Source organism: Nostocoides sp., from assembly GCF_035343835.1.
Lineage (GTDB): Bacteria > Actinomycetota > Actinomycetes > Actinomycetales > Dermatophilaceae > Nostocoides_A > Nostocoides_A vanveenii.
The window spans coordinates 1-16559 of sequence record NZ_DAOQZV010000003.1 but is presented as its reverse complement, the minus strand read 5'-3'; the positions used below and the strand labels follow the sequence as shown (position 1 = coordinate 16559).

Genomic DNA, 16559 nt, shown 5'->3' with positions numbered 1-16559 from the left:
GCGTCAGTGCCGTCATCGAGGGCTCGGACGCGGCGACCGCCGCTCGCATGCTGTCAGCGGCGCCATCCGGCAGAAGCGAGGCGTATGTCGTGTGCGCCCCCGCATCGGAGACCACCAGTGATGCTCGGAAGGCCTCGTCGCGACCGCCGCGACCCACCTTGACGTGCGCCCGCACACCGACCGCACGACCGTTCTCGATGACAACCTCGGTGACCTCGTGGTTGATCCGGCAGGAGCCGCCGTGGGCCTCGATCTCCTCGCGGGCGGCTTCGGCGAGTGCTTCGGAGCCGCCGACCGGGAACCACGCCCCGTGCCGGTAGTGGTGGACGATCAGGGCGTGGCTGCCGAAGGCGCTGTGTGCTGGCGCGAGTCCGTAATCACCCCACTGCAAGGCGAGCAGCGCGCGCAACTTTGGGTCGCGGAAGTGGGTGTCCAGATAGTCGCCGGTGGTCATCAGGGCCAGTCGCCGAGCGCGCAGGCGACCGGCGGCCAGGCTCGCGCGGACCCCTGCGGGCGCCGACCAACTCCATGTCTCGAGGCCGTACCAATCGGCGGCTCGACGGACATCCCGGAAGTAGGTCGCGATGGCGTCGCGTTCGGAGGGGAAGCGCTCGCCCAGACGCTGCCGATACTGCGCCGGGTCGTTGGGCACGGCGAAGTCGAAGCCGGGGTAGTGGAAGTGGTCGAAGTTGGCGGGCATCGGTGACCAGTCGACCCGGCCGCCGGTGACCATGTCCATCAGGGCGCGCTCCCGCATGCCCCGGCCCATGCCGCCGACATAGTGCAGACCGACGTCCCAGCGATAGCCCCGGCGCTGGAACTCATGCGTGAAACCACCGAGCCGGAAATGCCGCTCCAGCACCAGGACGCGCTTGCCCGCGAGTTGGGCCCAGCAGCGAGGCAGCGGTCAGACCGCCGATGCCCGAGCCGATAACGATGACGTCGAAGTCGTTGGTGTCCATCGCTCTTCAATCCCCTGCGTATGCAACCAATCTAGACAGTGACAAGTTAGGCCACCGATCCTGACAGCGTCAAGTTATAGCTCGACCGCCGGGCGCGCCCCTAGGATTGCCGTATGCCAGCGGCCGACAGCCCGTATCACCACGGCGACCTCCGTCGTGCCCTGCTGGACGCGGGACTAGGTCTGTTGAAAGAGGGCGGGCCGGACGCGGTCACCATGCGCGAGGTCGCAAGGCGCGCGGGGGTGAGTCATGCGGCGCCCTATCATCACTTCGCCGACAAGGCGGCGCTCATCGAGGCCATGGCAGTGCTGGGCTTCGAGAAGTTGACCGTGGCGCTGGAGCGGGCCGCATCGACCAAGGGACTGGACGCGCTCGAGCAGTTCCGGCGCACCAGCAGGGCGTACGCGCGATTCGCGCTCAACCACCACGAGTTGTTCCGGCTGATGAATCGCCCCGAGATGCGCCAGGATGCGTCGATCGTGGAGGCGACCCGAACGGCATACGCGGTCATCGAGCGGGCGGTCGTCCGCTGTCAGGAAGCCGGGATCATCGCGCCCGGCCCGAGCGAGCCCTATGCCCTGACCGCCTGGGCGGCGGTGCACGGCGGGGTCATCCTCGCCCTCGACGGCCTCTATACCGGGACCGTGATGTCCGCCCGCAAGACCGAAGCCCTCGTGCACACGATCACCGAAGTCCTCGGCAGCGGCCTGATGGCGCGCTGACGGCTGGCGCATGGGGGCCGCTAGGAGGCTGGCGGGCCGCCTCAGCCGGCCAGCACGACGACCAGAGTTCGCGGGCCGTGCACGCCCTCGACCCGGTCGAGCTCGATGTCGCTCGTCGCGCTGGGGCCGGCGATCCAGGTCTGCGGCCGGGTCGGATCCAGCCGGGCGATCGCCTCGGGCACCAGGCCGACGACGTGGTCGAGTCGCACGACGCACACGTGGAGGTCCGGCACGAGCGTGATCGCGCGCCGGCCGCACCACCGGTCGCCGTCCAGGACGATGACACCGGTGTCGGCGATGGCCAGCGCACATCCGGTGACGACGGCATCGACCGCATCGAGGTCGCGGGCAGTCAGGCCGGGCGAGTCCGGGACGACGTCGACATCGGCGAAGGCCAGCAGCGCGTCGACGACCGCGGGCGGCGCGACGACCCGGCCGGCGCCGTGCCGGTGGAGGACCGTCATCACCGCCACGCCCATCTCGTGCTGGCTCGGGCCGCACCTGACGACCTCGGCCTTGTAGTCGAGCAATCGATCCACAAGCAACTCAGCGCGCTGCTGCGAATCCCATTGGGCCGTATGTCGATACGTCCCGGTCGCGGGAACGGGCGCGGGAGCGGCCGGCAACGCCTCGCGGAGCCGGCCGAGGATCGTGGCCCGAGCACCGGCGTCCGGCAGCGACTCGCTCATGGCTTCCGCTCCTCGCGCTGCGCCCACCATTGCCGGAAGGTCTGGGCTGGGAACGCCGGCACGTCCCGGGAGCGCGTCCACCCTGTCATCACAGCCGCAAGCGGCCCGCGCAGGGCGCCGTCCTTGACGAAGGGCCGCCCCACCCGCATGGCGCGCGTCGCGCGGGCGAAGCGTCGCGGATCGGTCATGGCGAAGGCAGCGGCGGCCATGGCCGCGGACTCGAGGGTCGGCATACGGGTGGCCGCGGCTTGGGCTTCGACGTGCTGCGCGCGGAGGTCGACGAGAATCGAGGGGATGTCGATCTTGACCGGGCAGACCTCGTAGCACGCGCCGCACAGTGACGAGGCATACGGAAGGGTGTCGTTGACGCTGTCGCCGGTGAGCCCGGTCAGTTGCGGGGAGAGGATCGCGCCGATCGGCCCGGGGTAGATCGAGCCATAGGCGTGTCCGCCGACTCGCTCATAGACGGGGCAGACGTTCAGGCACGCCGAGCACCGGATACACCGCAGGGCAGCCTTGCCCATCTCGTCGGCCAGGATGCGCGAGCGGCCGTTGTCGAGCAGGACGAGATGGAACTCGCGCGGGCCGTCGCCGCCATTGACGTATGCCGTGGTGCCGGTCCACATCGTCGTGTACGGATTCATCCGCTCACCCGTCGACGAGCGCGGCAGCAGTTGGAGGAAGACCTCCAGGTCCTGCCAGCGCGGCACGAGCTTCTCGATGCCCATCACGGTGATCAGGGTCGGCGGAAGTGTCAGGCACATGCGGCCATTGCCTTCGGACTCCAGCACCACGAGGGTGCCGCTCTCGGCAACGGCGAAGTTGGCGCCGCTGATCGCGACCTTGGCCTGCAGGAAACGCTCCCGCAGATAGGCCCGCGCCGCCATGGCGAGCTCGCGCGGATTGCTGGAGATCGCCGGGTCCACGCCTGGCATCCCGCTGCGGAAAATGTCGCGGATCTCGTTGCGGGAGAAGTGGATCGCGGGAACGAGAATGTGGCTCGGGATGTCGTCGGCGAGTTGGACAATGAGTTCGGCGAGGTCGGTCTCGATGGCGTGAATGCCGTTCGCGGCGAGGTGGTCGTTGACCCCGATCTCGGCGGTCGCCATCGACTTGACCTTGACGACCTCGGTCTCACCGGTGGCCTTGACGAGTTCGGTGACAATGGCATTGGCTTCCGCAGCATCGCGCGCCCAGTGGACGTGTCCACCGGCGGCGACGACCTTGGCCTCCAGCTCTTCGAGCAGTTGCGGAAGACGGGCCAGAGTTTCGTCCTTGATCGCGCGGCCGGCCTCGCGCAGGTCCTCCCAGTCGGGGACCTCCGAGACGACCTCGGCCCGCTTGGCGCGGATGACGGAGGTGGCGTGGCCGAGGTTGTGGCGCAGGGTCGGGTTGGCGAGAGCTGCCGGCGCCGCCTGAGGGAAAGGGCGGGCTCCCTCGATCGGTGAGGTGGCGCCCACGGCGTGATGCGGCATACCGAGGAAGGTTTGGCCGCTCATGGGTGGGCGCTCCCGTCCTCGGCGAGGATCTGCGCGAGATGCATGACCTGCACGCCGGTGCGCAGGTGCCTAAGGCCCCCGCCGATGTGCATCAGGCAGGAGGCGTCGCCCGCGGTGAGGACGGCCGCCTCGGTCTTGCGGATGTGGGTGACCTTGTCGGCGAGCATGGCCGTGGACGTCGCGGCATTCTTCAGGGCAAAGGTGCCGCCGAATCCGCAACACTGCTGTGCTGCAGGCAGTTCCACCAGGTCGATGCCACGCACCGCGCGCAGCAGTTGGAGCGGCTTGTCGCCGACGCCGAGCATGCGCAGGGAGTGGCAGGTCGGGTGATAGGTCACCCGATGGGGGAAGTAGGCGCCGACATCGGTGACCCCGAGGACGTCGACGAGCAGTTCCGAGAGCTCATAGGTGTGCTCGGCCACCGTGGCGGCTCGGGCGGCGAGCTGCGTCTCGCCGGCCCGCCGCGCAACATACGTATGTTGATGGCGCACCGACCCGACGCACGATCCGCTGGGCGCGATAATCGCCTCGGCCCCGTCGGCGAGGGCCCGCTCGAAGGTGTCGACGTATTGGCGGATGATCCCGAGCGCTTGGCGCTGGTAGCCGGTGTTGGTGTGCATCTGGCCGCAGCACGTCTGGCCGGCCGGGAAGGTGACTTCGTGGCCGAGGCGCTCGAGAATGCGCACCGTGGCCCGGCCGACCTCAGGATTGAGCGCATCCCCGAGGCAGGTGACGAAGAGCGCGATTCGCATGTCTCTACCCTGGCACGGGCGGTGTGGCGCTGCCAGTGGGCGGCCTGGGCGATATCGATGAGTGATAGTGCGGCTATAGCCGCAATTTCGCTCATCGATAGGCCGTCGCGTGAGGGCCCTGAAATGTACGGGAGATCTCCCATATGAATGTGAGGTCGCGCCATGGGCGGCAGCACCGGCCTTTCGACGGGGCTGAACCGGCCTCTCGACGGGCCTGAACCGGCCTCTCGACGTCAGGCGGGGAGGCCGTCGAGGCGGGCGAGGATCGAGAGCATGACCTCGTCGGCGCCGCCGGCGATGCCGACCAAGCGGGCATCGCGCAGGTGCCGGGCCGTCCAGGTCTCCTCGATATAGCCCATGCCGCCGTGGAACTGGATGCACCAGTCGGCCACCTCCCGCGAGATGCGGCCGGCTTTGAGCTTGGCGACGGCCCCCATCCGGGTGATATCGCCGCCCGCCATCAGCGTCTCGCAGGTCGCGAGATTGTGGCTGCGCAGCAGGTCGACCTCAGCCTGCAGCTCGGTCAGGCGGAAGGCGACATACTGGCGATCCGCCAGGGGCCGGCCGAAAACCTTTCTGTCATGGATGAATTGGCGCGTTCTCGACAAGGCGTAGTCGCACTGCCCGACCACGGTGTAGGCGACGAACATCCGCTCGACGACGAACTGCTCCATCTGCTGCTGGAAGCCGCGCCCGATCTCGCCGATAGTGTTGCTCACCGGCACACGCACCCCGTCGAGGAGGAGTTCGGCGGTGTCGGAGCTGCGATTGCCGAGCTTGTCGAGCGTCCGCGCGACGGTGAATCCCGGAGCGTCAGTCGGCACGATCACCTGTGACATCCCGCGGTAGCCGCCCTCGTCGGAGGTGCGCACCAGCAGGCATACCCAGTCGGCCTGCGCGCCATTGGTGATGTAGAGCTTGCGCCCGCTGATCACCCAGTCCTCGCCGTCGCGCACCGCGCGGGTCCGGATGCCGGCGACATCCGACCCCGTGTCCGGCTCGGTCACACCGATAGCGGCAACGGCCGTGCCCGCGATCGCCGGGGCGAGGAAGCGCTGCTTGACCTCGTGCGTGCCGTACTTGTGCAACGACGGCGTCGCCATCATCGCCTGCACGCCCAGCGCCATCCCGACCCCGGCCGTATGCATGCGCCCGTACTCCTCGGCGGCGACCATCGAGAAGCTGTGGTCGCCACCCTCCCCGCCGTATGCCGTGTCGTACTCCAACCCGAGCAGCCCCAGCGCCGCGGCCTTGGGGAAAATCTCGTGCAGAGGAGCGTGACCGCCGCGTTCCCACTCATCGGCATGCGGGTTGATCGCGGTGTCGACGAACTGGCGCACGCTCTCGCGAAAGGCGCGATGGTCATCGGTGAGCAGCATTCTCGCGACGCTAGCCGCGCTAGTGCGAAAAAACAAGCACTCTTGCTTGTTTTCGCCTTCTATGCCACGCTCGCTGGATGACCGAAACCGTCGCCGCCTTCCTCGGCGAGGCCGACGAGCTCGACGCGCTGGTCGCCGACTTGGCGCCGAGCGAGTGGCGGCGCGACACCCCCGCCGCGGGCTGGACGATCGCCCACCAGATCGCTCACCTTGCCTGGACCGACGAGATTGCCCTGCTGGCCGCGACCGACCCAGCGTCCTTCGGCGCACAACTCAAGGCGGCTGCCGCGGACCCATACGGGCTGGTCGACAAGGCAGCCGAGCAGGGCGCGAATGTCGATCCCGCCACGCTGCTGGCACGCTGGCGTGCGGCGCGGACCGCCCTAGGCGCCGCTCTGACACAGGCCGACCCGAGTGTTCGCCTGCCTTGGTTCGGGCCGCCGATGACGCCTCGCTCGATGGCCACGGCGCGTCTGATGGAGACCTGGGCCCACGGCCAAGACGTCGCCGATGGGCTCGGCAGCACCCGGGTGCCGACGGAGCGGCTTCGCGACATCGCGCACCTGGGCGTCCGCACCCGCAACTATGCGTATGCCGTGAACGGCCGCCCCGCGCCGGCGGCCGAGTTCCGCATCGAGTTGACCGCGCCGGGCGGCGAGTTGTGGGCGTGGGGACCGGCAGACGCAGGGGATCGCGTCACGGGCAGCGCCGAGGACTTCTGCCTGGTCGTGACGCAGCGGCGTCCGGTCTCCGCCACCGGCCTGCGGGCGAGCGGGGCAGCGGCGGCCTGGCTGCCCATCGCCCAGGCGTTCGCCGGTCCTCCCGGACGTGGGGCCGGCGCGTGATCGGCCGCGACGCTGACGTGCTTCGCGTGGCGAATTGCTCGGGCTTCTACGGCGATCGGCTCAGCGCGATGCGCGAACTGCTCGAGGGCGGCCACATCGATGTCCTCACGGGTGACTATCTCGCCGAGCTCACGATGCTCATCCTCGGTCGCGATCGCATGAAGGACCCGGCGACCGGATATGCCAAGACCTTTCTCGTCCAGTTGCGCGATTGCCTCGGCCTCGCATTGACGCAGGGGGTGCGCATCGTCGCCAATGCCGGCGGCGTCAACACCCCCGCGCTCGTGGCCGCGATTCGCGAACAGGCGGATGGTCAGGGCCTGGCGCCCCGGATCGCCCATGTCCTCGGCGATGATCTGACGGCGGACGCGAACACTCTCGGGCTCGGCCGGCCGCTGGGCGCCCACGCCTATCTCGGCGCCTTCGGAATCGCGCGCGCCCTGAGCGCCGGGGCCGATATCGTCGTCACCGGCCGGGTCACCGACGCCGCCTTGACGATCGGCCCGGGGACCGCCCACTTCGGCTGGGCAGCAAGGGATTACGACGCGCTCGCCGGAGCGACGGTGGCGGGCCATGTCATCGAGTGCGGGACCCAGGCCACGGGTGGCAACTACCCCTTCTTCACCGAGATCGCCGATCCGATCCACCCCGGCTTCCCCATCGCGGAGCTTCACCGCGACGGCTCCAGCATCATCACCAAGCACGCAGGCACCGGTGGCGCCGTCACCGTGGACACGGTCATCTCGCAGCTGCTCTACGAGATCGCAGACGCCCGGTATGCCGGGCCCGACGTCACCACCCGGCTCGACTCCGTGCGCGTCACCCAGGACGGCGCCGACCGAGTCGCCATCAGCGCAGTCCGGGGCGAGGCGCCGCCACCGGACCTGAAGGTCTCCCTGACCACCCTCGGCGGCTATCGCAACGAACTCACCCTGGTCCTGACCGGGCTCGACATCGACGCGAAAGCCGCACTCTTCCAAGGGCAATTCACCGGCGCCCTCCCCTCAAGTCCGGCCGAACTGACGTGGCGACTGGCCAGGACCGATCGCCCGGACGCCGCGACCCAGCAGGAGGCGGCAGCGCTACTGACCGTGGTCGGCCGCGACACCGACGAGCACGCGGTCGGGCGCGGCTTCGCCAACGCTGCCATCGAGGTCGCCCTCGGCTCGTACCCCGGCTTCTTCGCCACCACCCCGCCCGCTGCCGGATCACCGTATGGCGTGTTCACGGCCGGCTTTGTGCCCCAAGGTATTCCGGCACACGAGGTCGTCCACGACGGTGGTGACGTCGAACGGATCGGGGAGCCGCCGGCCTACCGGGCAATGACGCCCCTCCTCGGCTCTCCACCAGCGTCCCCCGACCCCGCCGGTCCGACTTCTCGCCTCCCGCTCGGCACGATCGCGGGGGCCCGATCCGGCGACAAGGGCGGCAACGCCAATGTCGGCGTCTGGGTGCGCGACGAGCGGGCCTATCCCTGGCTGGCGCACCTGCTCACCCCAGCGATGATCGGCACCCTGCTACCCGAGACCGACGGCCTGCCGGTTGAGGTCACCTACCTGCCCAATCTCCGGGCCGTCAACATCGTCATCGACGGCCTGCTGGGCCAGGGCGTCGCCTATAACGCGCGCTTCGATCCGCAGGCCAAAGGTCTGGCCGAGTGGCTGCGCTCGCGCCTCGTGGACATTCCCGAAACGCTTCTCCCCCAAGGGCCATCGGACGTGACCCGATGACGGTCCTCCGCTCGACCCTCGACCTGCACAGCCCAGACGCGCGAGCTGCGCGGGAGTGCATGCTGGCCGCCGTCGCCGGCATCGACACCGAACTTGCCAAGGCCGTCGCCGGAGGTGGCGACCAGGCCATCGCCCGGCACCACAAGCGCGGCAAACTGACTGCGCGCGAACGCATCGAGTTGCTCCTCGACCCGGATGCGCCCTTCCTGGAACTGGCTCCCTTGGCGGGCTATGGGTCCTCCTTCAGCGTCGGCGGCAGCGTCGTCGCCGGCATCGGCGTGGTCGAGGGAGTCGAGGCCCTGATCATCGCCAACGACCCCACCGTCAAGGGTGGCGCCAGCAACCCCTGGTCGCTGAAGAAGACCCTGCGCATGCACGAGATCGCCCTGCAAAATCGGCTGCCGGTGATCTCGCTGGTCGAGTCCGGAGGTGCCGACCTGCCGACCCAGAAGGATGTCTTCGTCCCTGGTGGCGCGATCTTTCGCAACCTGACACGGTTGTCCGCGAACGGCATACCGACAATCGCGCTGGTCTTCGGCAACTCGACCGCGGGCGGTGCCTACCTGCCGGGGATGAGCGATCACGTCGTGATGATCGAGAAGCGGTCCAAGGTCTTCCTCGCCGGGCCGCCTCTGGTCAAGGCGGCGACCGGAGAGGAGTCGGACGACGAGTCGCTCGGCGGCGCCGACATGCACGCGCGCGTCTCGGGGCTTGCCGACCATTTCGCCCGCGACGAGCAGGACGCGATCCGGATCGGCCGGCGCATCGTCACCCGCCTGAACTGGCGCAAGGCCGGCACCCCTGCCACCGGCACCCCGCGCCCACCACGTTATGCCGCCGACGATCTGCTCGCGATCGTCCCGCCCGACCTGAAATCGCCCTTCGACCCACGCGAGATCCTCGCCCGCATCGTCGACGACAGCGACTTCGACGAGATGAAGCCGCTCTACGGCAGCTCGCTGGTCACCGGCTGGGCCCAGCTCTTCGGCTACCCGATCGGGATCCTCGCCAACGCGCGCGGTGTGCTCTTCAGCGAGGAGTCCCAAAAGGCCACCCAGTTCATCCAGCTGGCCAATCGCTCCAACACACCACTGTTGTTCCTGCACAACACGACTGGCTACATGGTCGGCAAAGAATACGAGCAACGTGGCATCATCAAGCACGGCGCGATGATGATCAATGCGGTCGCGAACTCGACCGTCCCGCACCTGTCACTTCTGGTGGGCAACTCCTATGGCGCCGGGCACTACGGGATGTGTGGTCGCGCCTTCGATCCCCGGTTCGTCTTCACCTGGCCCAGCGCCCGGTCGTCGGTGATGGGCGCCGCTCAACTCGCCGATGTCACGTATGCCGTCTCCCGCGCCTCCGCGCTCGCCCAGGGCCGGGAATTCGACGAGCACAGCGCTCTGGCGCTGCGCAATTTCGTCGAGCAGCAGATCAGCGCCGAGGCGATGCCGCTCGTGCTCTCCGGGCTGGTCTATGACGACGGGATCATCGACCCGCGGGATACCCGCGACGTCCTCGGACTCGCCCTGTCCGCCATCTACACGGCGCCGGTCACCGGCACCGCCAACTTCGGCGTCTTCCGGATGTGAGGGCAGCAATGTCATCGATCACCCGAGTCCTTGTCGCCAACCGTGGCGAGATCACCCGCCGGGTCTTCGCCACTGCTCGATCCCGCGGGATCGGCACCGTCGCCGTCTTCTCCGATCCCGACGCCTCAAGCCCCTATGTGCGCGAAGCGGATTGCGCTGTGCATCTGCCCGGTGCCGCGCCGGCCGAGACCTATCTGCGCGGCGACCTGATCATTGCCGCGGCGGTGCGAACGGGCGCCGACGCCGTCCACCCCGGCTATGGCTTCCTCTCCGAGAGCGCGGGTTTCGCCCGCGCGGTCCAGGACGCCGGGCTGGTCTGGATCGGTCCGGATCCGGAGTCGATCGACATCATGGGCTCGAAGGTCGCGTCCAAGTCGCTGATGGCTGCCGCCGGGGTTCCGGTCCTGGACCGGCTCGACCCGGCCGGGATCACCGACGCCGATCTGCCGGTCCTGGTCAAGGCGTCGGCGGGGGGCGGCGGCCGGGGGATGCGCATCGTCTCCAGCCTCGGCGATCTCGAGGGAGCCTTGGCGGCGGCCGCCCGCGAGGCCGCGAGTGCCTTCGGCGACGCAACCGTCTTCTGCGAGCGCTACCTGCCCTCCGGACATCACGTGGAGGTCCAGATCCTCGGCGACGCCGCCGGCACGATCTGGGCCCTCGGCGAGCGCGAGTGCTCCCTACAACGCCGCCATCAAAAGGTCATCGAGGAGGCGCCGTCGCCGCTCATCGAGCGCCTCGGGCCGGCGACTCGCGACCGCCTGCTCGCCGCCGGACGGGCCGCCGGTGCTGCGGTCGGCTATCGCGGCGCGGGTACGGTCGAGTTCCTGGCCGACGACGCCGGCAACTTCTGGTTCCTCGAGATGAACACGCGGCTGCAGGTCGAGCACCCGGTCACCGAATGCGTGACGGGCGTGGATCTCGTGGCGCGACAGCTCGATATCGCCGAGGGTCGCCTGTTGGACGGCCCCGAGCCCCACATGACGGGTCACGCGATCGAGGCCCGCCTTTATGCCGAGGACCCGTCGGCCGCGTGGCAACCCCAGGCCGGCCGATTGGCGAGATTCGAGGTGCCCGGTGTGGGGGCGAGCTTCGGACTGCTCGACAACGGCATCCGCCTCGACTCCGGGGTCGAGTCGGGCAGCGTGATCGGCACGCAGTACGACGCCATGCTGGCCAAGGTGATCGCCGTCGCACCGCGCCGCGGGGACGCGGCGCGCGCGCTGGCGGGCGTCTTGCGGACGGCGCGTGTCCACGGGGTCACCACCAACCGCGACCTGCTCGTGGCCAGCCTCACCCACGCCGACTTCCTCGCCGGCCGCGCCGATACCTCCTTCTATCAAGACAATCCGCCCGATCAGCTCCTTCTCGGCCAGGGCCTAGACCCCGCGCTCGGCGCGGTGATCGCCGCGGTGGCCGACGCGGCATACGGGCGGGTCGGTCAGGCGCGCAGCGGCTTCCGGAATGTGCCTGTCGGCTATCGCACCCGCACGTATGCCGTGGGCGAACGGTCGATCGATGTGCACTATCGCTTCGGCCGCGACGGGCTCGAAATCGGCGCTCTCCCCGCGGGTATCGATGGGTTGCTGCTGATCGATGACGGCCCCGATGCGGTGACATTGGATGTCGACGGCGTCCAACGCACCTGGCGCGTCGCCCGGTTCGGCGAGGACGATGACGCGCAGGTGGCGATCGACGGCCCGGACGGCTCGATCACCCTGCGTCGCGTGCCGCGCTTCGTCGACCCGAGCAGTCAGGCTCCGGCCGGGGCGCTCACCGCGCCGATGCCCGGATCCGTTGTGCGCGTGGCCGTTTCGATGGGCGACCGCGTCGAAGCCGGAGATCCGCTGATGTGGCTCGAGGCGATGAAGATGGAACATCCAGTCCGCGCACCTGCCGCCGGCATCGTCACGCAGTTGCGGGTCGCGGTCGGTGACCAGGTCGAGCAAGGCGTCACCCTGGTCGTCCTGGCCGACCTCCACGACGCCTCGCCGGCGGCGGACTGAGTTCGCGTGACCGAGCCGAAGCAGGACCGCAGCCGGCAGACGCGACAGCGGCTGCTCACCACGACGGTCGCGGTCCTGACGAGCCGTGGGTGGGAGGCGACGACGGTCGGGCTGGTAGCGGCCGAGGCCGGGATCAGCCGGGGCGCCGTTCAGCATCATTTCCCGACCCGCGAGGACCTCGTCGTCGCGGCCCTGGAGCACATGTTCGCAGCACGCATCGCGGCAGTCGACGCCCTCCCCGATCCCGGCGGATCGGGCACGAAGAGGGTCCGCGCCGTTGTCGCGCAGCTGGTCGAGCTGGTCGGCGGCGATCTCTTCCGCGCGGCCCTGCAGGTCTGGACCGCGACGACCGCGGATCCGGCGCTGCGGGCCGTCGTGGTCCCCTTGGAGCGGCGTTTCGGCAAGGAGGCGCACGCCCGCGCGGTCCGGCTGCTCGGCGTCGACGACCGGGATCCCGAAGTCCGGCGCCTGATCCAGGCCACCCTGGACCTGGCGCGGGGCCTCGCCCTGGCCGACGTCCTGACCGACGACTCGCGGCGCCGGAGCGGCATCGTCACGGCCTGGGCCGATCAGCTCGCGCTGGCGCTCGACCTCACCTGAGCGGGCAGGTCGCCAAAGGGGGCCCGGTCAGTTGCCTGGTGCAGCCAGCCAGTCACGAAGCACGTCGGCCCGGTGGCTGTCGGCGCGGCCAGGGGGCTGCGGGGCGCGTGCCGGGGTACGCGAGAACCGCGGCGCAGGGGCCGCCTGGACCGTACCGTCGACGTCGACCAGAGTGCCGCGCGCGGCCAAGTGGGCATCCTGGGCGGCTTCGGCGAGGGAGAGCACGGGCGTGACGCAGGCATCCGTGAATGCGAACACCGAGGCCCATTCGTCGCGAGTGCGGCTCGCTATCCGTTCGGTGAGTGCCGCGCGGATGGCCGGCCAGCCGTCCGGGTCATACTGTGCCGGAAGGCTTTTCGGGTCGAGCTCCAGGCCGTCGAGCAGGAGCGCATAGAACGCCGGCTCGAGCGCGGCGACCGCGAGCTGACCACCGTCACGGCATACGTAGACGTCGTAGAAGGGCGCCCCACCGTCCAGGAGATTCACGGCGGGCCGATCGATCCACATCCCGATACCGCGCATCGACCAGACCATCTGCATCAGGGAGGAGGCGCCGTCGACCATGGCCGCGTCGATGACCTGTCCGGCCCCGGAGCGTTCGCGCTCCCACAGGGCCGCCAGGATGCCGACGACGCAATAGAGCGAGCCGCCGCCGAAGTCGCCCACGAGATTCAGCGGCACGGTGGACGGCTGGCCCGGTCGCGCGATGGCGGCCAAGGCCCCGGTCAGCGCGATGTAGTTGAGGTCGTGCCCGGCCGACAGCGCACGGGGGCCGTCCTGTCCCCAGCCGGTGATGCGGGCATACACCAATCGGGGGTTCGCGGCGAGCGCAGCGTCCGGTCCGAGGCCGAGACGCTCGGTCACGCCCGGGCGAAAGCCCTCAACCACCACGTCAGCCACGGCCATCAGCGCCCCGACCATGGCGATGTCGTCGGGGTCCTTCAAGTCCGCCGAAATCGAGCGTCGGCCGCGGAGCAGGATGTCGGGCCGGTCATCGAAGGCGTCCGGGGCTCCACCTCGGCGTTCGATGCGCACGACGTCGGCGCCCAGGTCCGCAAGCACCATGCACGCGTGGGGGCCCGGACCGATCCCCGCAAGTTCCACCACGCGCAGGCCCGCCAGGGGGCCGCTCGGCCGTTCCGTCACGCTCCCCATCCTGACGCACCGGATTGCTGTCTTCGACGTCGCCCACCTCACAGGTGGGGGGCCGTATGCCGTGGGGCCGGGCGTGCGAGGGTTAGGGCCAGGCCCGTCCGAAGGAGTATTTGCCATGCCCGAAGCCGTCATTGTCGCCGTCGCCCGCTCCCCGATCGGGCGCGCCATGAAGGGATCCCTGGTCGGCATGCGGCCGGACGACCTGACCGTGCAGATGGTCCAAGCCGCCCTCGCGAAGGTGCCGGCGCTCGACCCCGCGACCCTCGACGACCTGATGCTGGGAACCGGCAACCCGGCTGGTGAGGGCGGCTTCAATATGGCCCGCGTCGTCGCGGCGCTCGCGGGCTACGACACCCTCCCCGGCGTCACCGTCAACCGCTATTGCTCCTCCAGCCTGCAGACGACCCGCATGGCCTTCCACGCGATCAAGGCCGGCGAAGGCCAGGCCTTCATCTCGGCGGGCGTCGAGACCGTCAGCCGGTTCGCTGCTGGCGGCGCTGACCTCAACGCCGCCGCCCAGAACCCGCACTTCGCCGCCGCGAGCGATCGCACCCGCGAGCGCGCCCAGGGCGGAGCCCCCGAATGGACCGATCCCCGGCAAACCGGTGACCTTCCGGACGTCTACATCGCCATGGGGCAGACGGCCGAGAATGTCGCCCAGCTCACCGGCATCACCCGCCAGGAGCAGGACGAGTTCGGGGTGCGCAGCCAGAATCTCGCCGAGCAGGCGATCGCCAACGGCTTCTGGGCCACCGACATCGTCCCGGTCACCCTCCCCGACGGCACCGTCGTCAGCGCCGACGACGGACCCCGCCCCGGCGTGACCCTCGAGAAGGTTGCGCAACTGCAGCCCGTCTTCCGGCCCGACGGCACGATCACCGCCGGCAACGCCTGCCCGCTCAACGACGGCGCCGCCGCCGTGATCGTCATGTCCGACTCGCGCGCCAAGGAACTGGGGGTGACGCCGTTGGCGCGCGTCGTCGCCACGGCGGTCTCGGGCCTCTCCCCCGAGATCATGGGTCTCGGACCGATCGAGGCCACCCGCCGGGTGCTGGCTCAGGCGGGGATGACGATCGGCGATATCGACCTCGCCGAGATCAACGAGGCCTTCGCCGTCCAAGTGATCGGCTCCGCCCGCGAACTCGGCATCCCGATGGAGAAGCTCAATGTCAACGGCGGCGCGATCGCCGTCGGTCACCCCTTCGGGATGACCGGAGCGCGGATCACCTCGACCCTGGTCAATTCGCTCGCCTTCCACGACAAGCAGATCGGGCTAGAGACAATGTGCGTCGGCGGCGGCCAGGGCATGGCGATGATCATCGAGCGCCTGAGCTAAGGCCGTGCTCGACGTCATCGACGTCACCTCTGACGCCTCTGGACCGGCGAGAACGACGCTGCGTACAGTCAACGGCATACCTAATCAATTCGTTTACTATTGGAGGGTGCATGAGCACCGCGTACCCGCACCTGCTCGCCCCGCTCGATCTCGGCTTCACCACCTTGCCCAACCGGGTGATCATGGGCTCGATGCACGTCGGCCTCGAGGAGGCCCCGAACGGCTTCGAGCGGATGGCGGCCTTCTATGCCGACCGCGCGCGCGGCGGCGTGGGCCTGATCGTGACCGGAGGCATCGCCCCCAATGACGAGGCCCGGCCCTACCCCGGCGGCGCGCTGCTGGTCGACGACGAACAGGCCGCGCAGCACCGGCTGATCACCGATGCCGTCCACGAGGCCGGCGGCCGGATCGCGATGCAGATCCTCCATTTCGGACGTTATGCCTATCACCCCGACCTTGTGGCCCCGAGTCCGATACAGGCGCCGATCAGCCCCTTCCCGCCCCGCGAGCTCTCCGACGAGGACGTCGAGCGGACCATCGAGGACTACGTCCGGTGCGCGCGGCTGGCAAAGAACGCGGGCTACGACGGCGCGGAGATCATGGGGTCCGAGGGTTACCTGATCAACGAGTTCATCGCCCGTCAGACCAACAAGCGCACCGACCGGTGGGGCGGCAGCTACGCCAACCGGATGCGCTTTCCGGTCGAGATCGTCCGACGCGTCCGCGAGGCCGTCGGCACCGATTTCATCATCATCTACCGGCTCTCGATGCTCGATCTGGTGCCCGAGGGATCGACCTTCGACGAGGTCGTCGAACTCGCCCTCGCGATCCAGGACGCCGGCGCGACGATCCTCAATACCGGCATCGGCTGGCACGAGGCCCGCATCCCCACCATCGCGACCATGGTGCCCCGGGGCGCGTATGCCTGGGTGACCAAGAAGCTGATGGGCTCGGTCTCGATCCCGCTCGTCACCAGCAACCGCATCAACACCCCCGAGAAGGCCGAATCCCTTCTCGCCCAAGGGTATGCCGATCTCGTCTCGATGGCGCGGCCCTTCCTCGCCGACGCCGATTTCGTCGCCAAGGCAGCCGCCGGAACCCCCGAGGCGATCAACACCTGCATCGGCTGCAACCAGGCCTGCCTCGACCACACCTTCGCGATGAAGCTGACCTCCTGCCTGGTCAACCCACGCGCCTGCCACGAAACCGACCTAGTCATCGCGCCGACGACGGCGCCCAAGCGGATCGCCGTCGTCGGCTCCGGGCCGGCCGGCCTCGCAGCCGCCAGCACG

The 16559-nt window shown here is 69.4% G+C and carries 13 protein-coding genes and 1 pseudogene; 8 read left to right on the top strand and 6 right to left on the bottom strand.

The features are described 5' to 3' along the window. A partial coding sequence (locus PKH97_RS00575) for an FAD-dependent oxidoreductase (RefSeq protein WP_324385447.1) occupies positions 1 to 862 on the bottom strand: 862 nt, incomplete at its 3' end. A 213-nt stretch (positions 863 to 1075) separates the two neighbouring features. Here PKH97_RS00575 and PKH97_RS00570 point away from each other — a divergent pair. After that, complete coding sequence (locus PKH97_RS00570; RefSeq protein WP_324385446.1) at positions 1076 to 1684, top strand: TetR/AcrR family transcriptional regulator; 609 nt, start codon at positions 1076 to 1078, stop codon at positions 1682 to 1684. 41 nt (positions 1685 to 1725) lie between these two features. Here PKH97_RS00570 and PKH97_RS00565 read toward each other — a convergent pair whose 3' ends face one another. The 4 genes from PKH97_RS00565 to PKH97_RS00550 form a co-directional block, all read right to left on the bottom strand. Then, entirely contained in the window at positions 1726 to 2373 is a 648-nt protein-coding gene (locus PKH97_RS00565) for an LUD domain-containing protein (RefSeq protein WP_324385445.1), read from the bottom strand. Beyond that, positions 2370 to 3848, bottom strand: coding sequence for a LutB/LldF family L-lactate oxidation iron-sulfur protein (locus tag PKH97_RS00560; RefSeq protein ID WP_324385473.1), 1479 nt, complete (start codon positions 3846 to 3848; stop codon positions 2370 to 2372). The genes PKH97_RS00565 and PKH97_RS00560 overlap by 4 nt, the downstream gene beginning before the upstream one ends. 20 nt (positions 3849 to 3868) lie before the next feature. Next, the gene (locus tag PKH97_RS00555; RefSeq protein ID WP_324385444.1) at positions 3869 to 4624 is read right to left on the bottom strand and encodes a (Fe-S)-binding protein; all 756 of its coding nucleotides are present in this window, start codon (positions 4622 to 4624) and stop codon (positions 3869 to 3871) included. A 233-nt stretch (positions 4625 to 4857) separates the two neighbouring features. Then, the gene (locus tag PKH97_RS00550; RefSeq protein ID WP_324385443.1) at positions 4858 to 6003 is read right to left on the bottom strand and encodes an acyl-CoA dehydrogenase family protein; all 1146 of its coding nucleotides are present in this window, start codon (positions 6001 to 6003) and stop codon (positions 4858 to 4860) included. Positions 6004 to 6080: 77 nt separating this feature from the next. Between PKH97_RS00550 and PKH97_RS00545 the strand changes: the two genes are divergently transcribed. Genes PKH97_RS00545 through PKH97_RS00525 form a run of 5 tightly spaced genes read left to right on the top strand, consistent with a single transcriptional unit; the run spans position 6081 to position 12776 of the window. Next, positions 6081 to 6848, top strand: a complete 768-nt coding sequence (locus PKH97_RS00545) for a TIGR03084 family metal-binding protein (protein ID WP_324385442.1) — start codon at positions 6081 to 6083, stop codon at positions 6846 to 6848. Continuing rightward, positions 6845 to 8578, top strand: coding sequence for an acyclic terpene utilization AtuA family protein (locus PKH97_RS00540; RefSeq protein ID WP_324385441.1), 1734 nt, complete (start codon positions 6845 to 6847; stop codon positions 8576 to 8578). The genes PKH97_RS00545 and PKH97_RS00540 overlap by 4 nt, the downstream gene beginning before the upstream one ends. Beyond that, positions 8575 to 10173 carry an acyl-CoA carboxylase subunit beta gene (locus tag PKH97_RS00535; RefSeq protein ID WP_324385440.1) on the top strand — a complete coding sequence of 533 codons (1599 nt, stop codon included), beginning with the start codon at positions 8575 to 8577 and terminating at the stop codon, positions 10171 to 10173. The genes PKH97_RS00540 and PKH97_RS00535 overlap by 4 nt, the downstream gene beginning before the upstream one ends. A gap of 8 nt (positions 10174 to 10181) precedes the next feature. Further along, the gene (locus PKH97_RS00530; RefSeq protein ID WP_324385439.1) at positions 10182 to 12176 is read left to right on the top strand and encodes a biotin carboxylase N-terminal domain-containing protein; all 1995 of its coding nucleotides are present in this window, start codon (positions 10182 to 10184) and stop codon (positions 12174 to 12176) included. 6 nt (positions 12177 to 12182) lie between these two features. After that, complete coding sequence (locus PKH97_RS00525) at positions 12183 to 12776, top strand: TetR/AcrR family transcriptional regulator (RefSeq protein WP_324385438.1); 594 nt, start codon at positions 12183 to 12185, stop codon at positions 12774 to 12776. Positions 12777 to 12803: 27 nt separating this feature from the next. On the opposite strand, the gene PKH97_RS00520 is transcribed toward PKH97_RS00525, so the two are convergent. After that, positions 12804 to 13922: a CaiB/BaiF CoA-transferase family protein gene (locus PKH97_RS00520; RefSeq protein WP_324385437.1), complete on the bottom strand. Its 1119-nt coding sequence runs from the start codon at positions 13920 to 13922 to the stop codon at positions 12804 to 12806. A 124-nt stretch (positions 13923 to 14046) separates the two neighbouring features. Between PKH97_RS00520 and PKH97_RS00515 the strand changes: the two genes are divergently transcribed. Continuing rightward, positions 14047 to 15267, top strand: coding sequence for an acetyl-CoA C-acetyltransferase (locus tag PKH97_RS00515; protein ID WP_324385436.1), 1221 nt, complete (start codon positions 14047 to 14049; stop codon positions 15265 to 15267). A gap of 110 nt (positions 15268 to 15377) precedes the next feature. Beyond that, positions 15378 to 16559, top strand: a pseudogene (gene fadH / locus PKH97_RS00510) (NADPH-dependent 2,4-dienoyl-CoA reductase); the annotation flags it as partial.

What these genes read in the sequence shown, in the direction of transcription:
- PKH97_RS00545 (WP_324385442.1), top strand. Translation starts at nt 6,081, where the DNA reads ATGACCGAAACCGTCGCCGCCTTCCTCGGCGAGGCCGACGAGCTCGAC.
- PKH97_RS00560 (WP_324385473.1), bottom strand. Translation starts at nt 3,848, where the DNA reads ATGCCGCATCACGCCGTGGGCGCCACCTCACCGATCGAGGGAGCCCGC.
- PKH97_RS00570 (WP_324385446.1), top strand. Translation starts at nt 1,076, where the DNA reads ATGCCAGCGGCCGACAGCCCGTATCACCACGGCGACCTCCGTCGTGCC.
- PKH97_RS00515 (WP_324385436.1), top strand. Translation starts at nt 14,047, where the DNA reads ATGCCCGAAGCCGTCATTGTCGCCGTCGCCCGCTCCCCGATCGGGCGC.
- PKH97_RS00550 (WP_324385443.1), bottom strand. Translation starts at nt 6,003, where the DNA reads ATGCTGCTCACCGATGACCATCGCGCCTTTCGCGAGAGCGTGCGCCAG.
- PKH97_RS00535 (WP_324385440.1), top strand. Translation starts at nt 8,575, where the DNA reads ATGACGGTCCTCCGCTCGACCCTCGACCTGCACAGCCCAGACGCGCGA.
- PKH97_RS00530 (WP_324385439.1), top strand. Translation starts at nt 10,182, where the DNA reads ATGTCATCGATCACCCGAGTCCTTGTCGCCAACCGTGGCGAGATCACC.
- PKH97_RS00565 (WP_324385445.1), bottom strand. Translation starts at nt 2,373, where the DNA reads ATGAGCGAGTCGCTGCCGGACGCCGGTGCTCGGGCCACGATCCTCGGC.
- PKH97_RS00555 (WP_324385444.1), bottom strand. Translation starts at nt 4,624, where the DNA reads ATGCGAATCGCGCTCTTCGTCACCTGCCTCGGGGATGCGCTCAATCCT.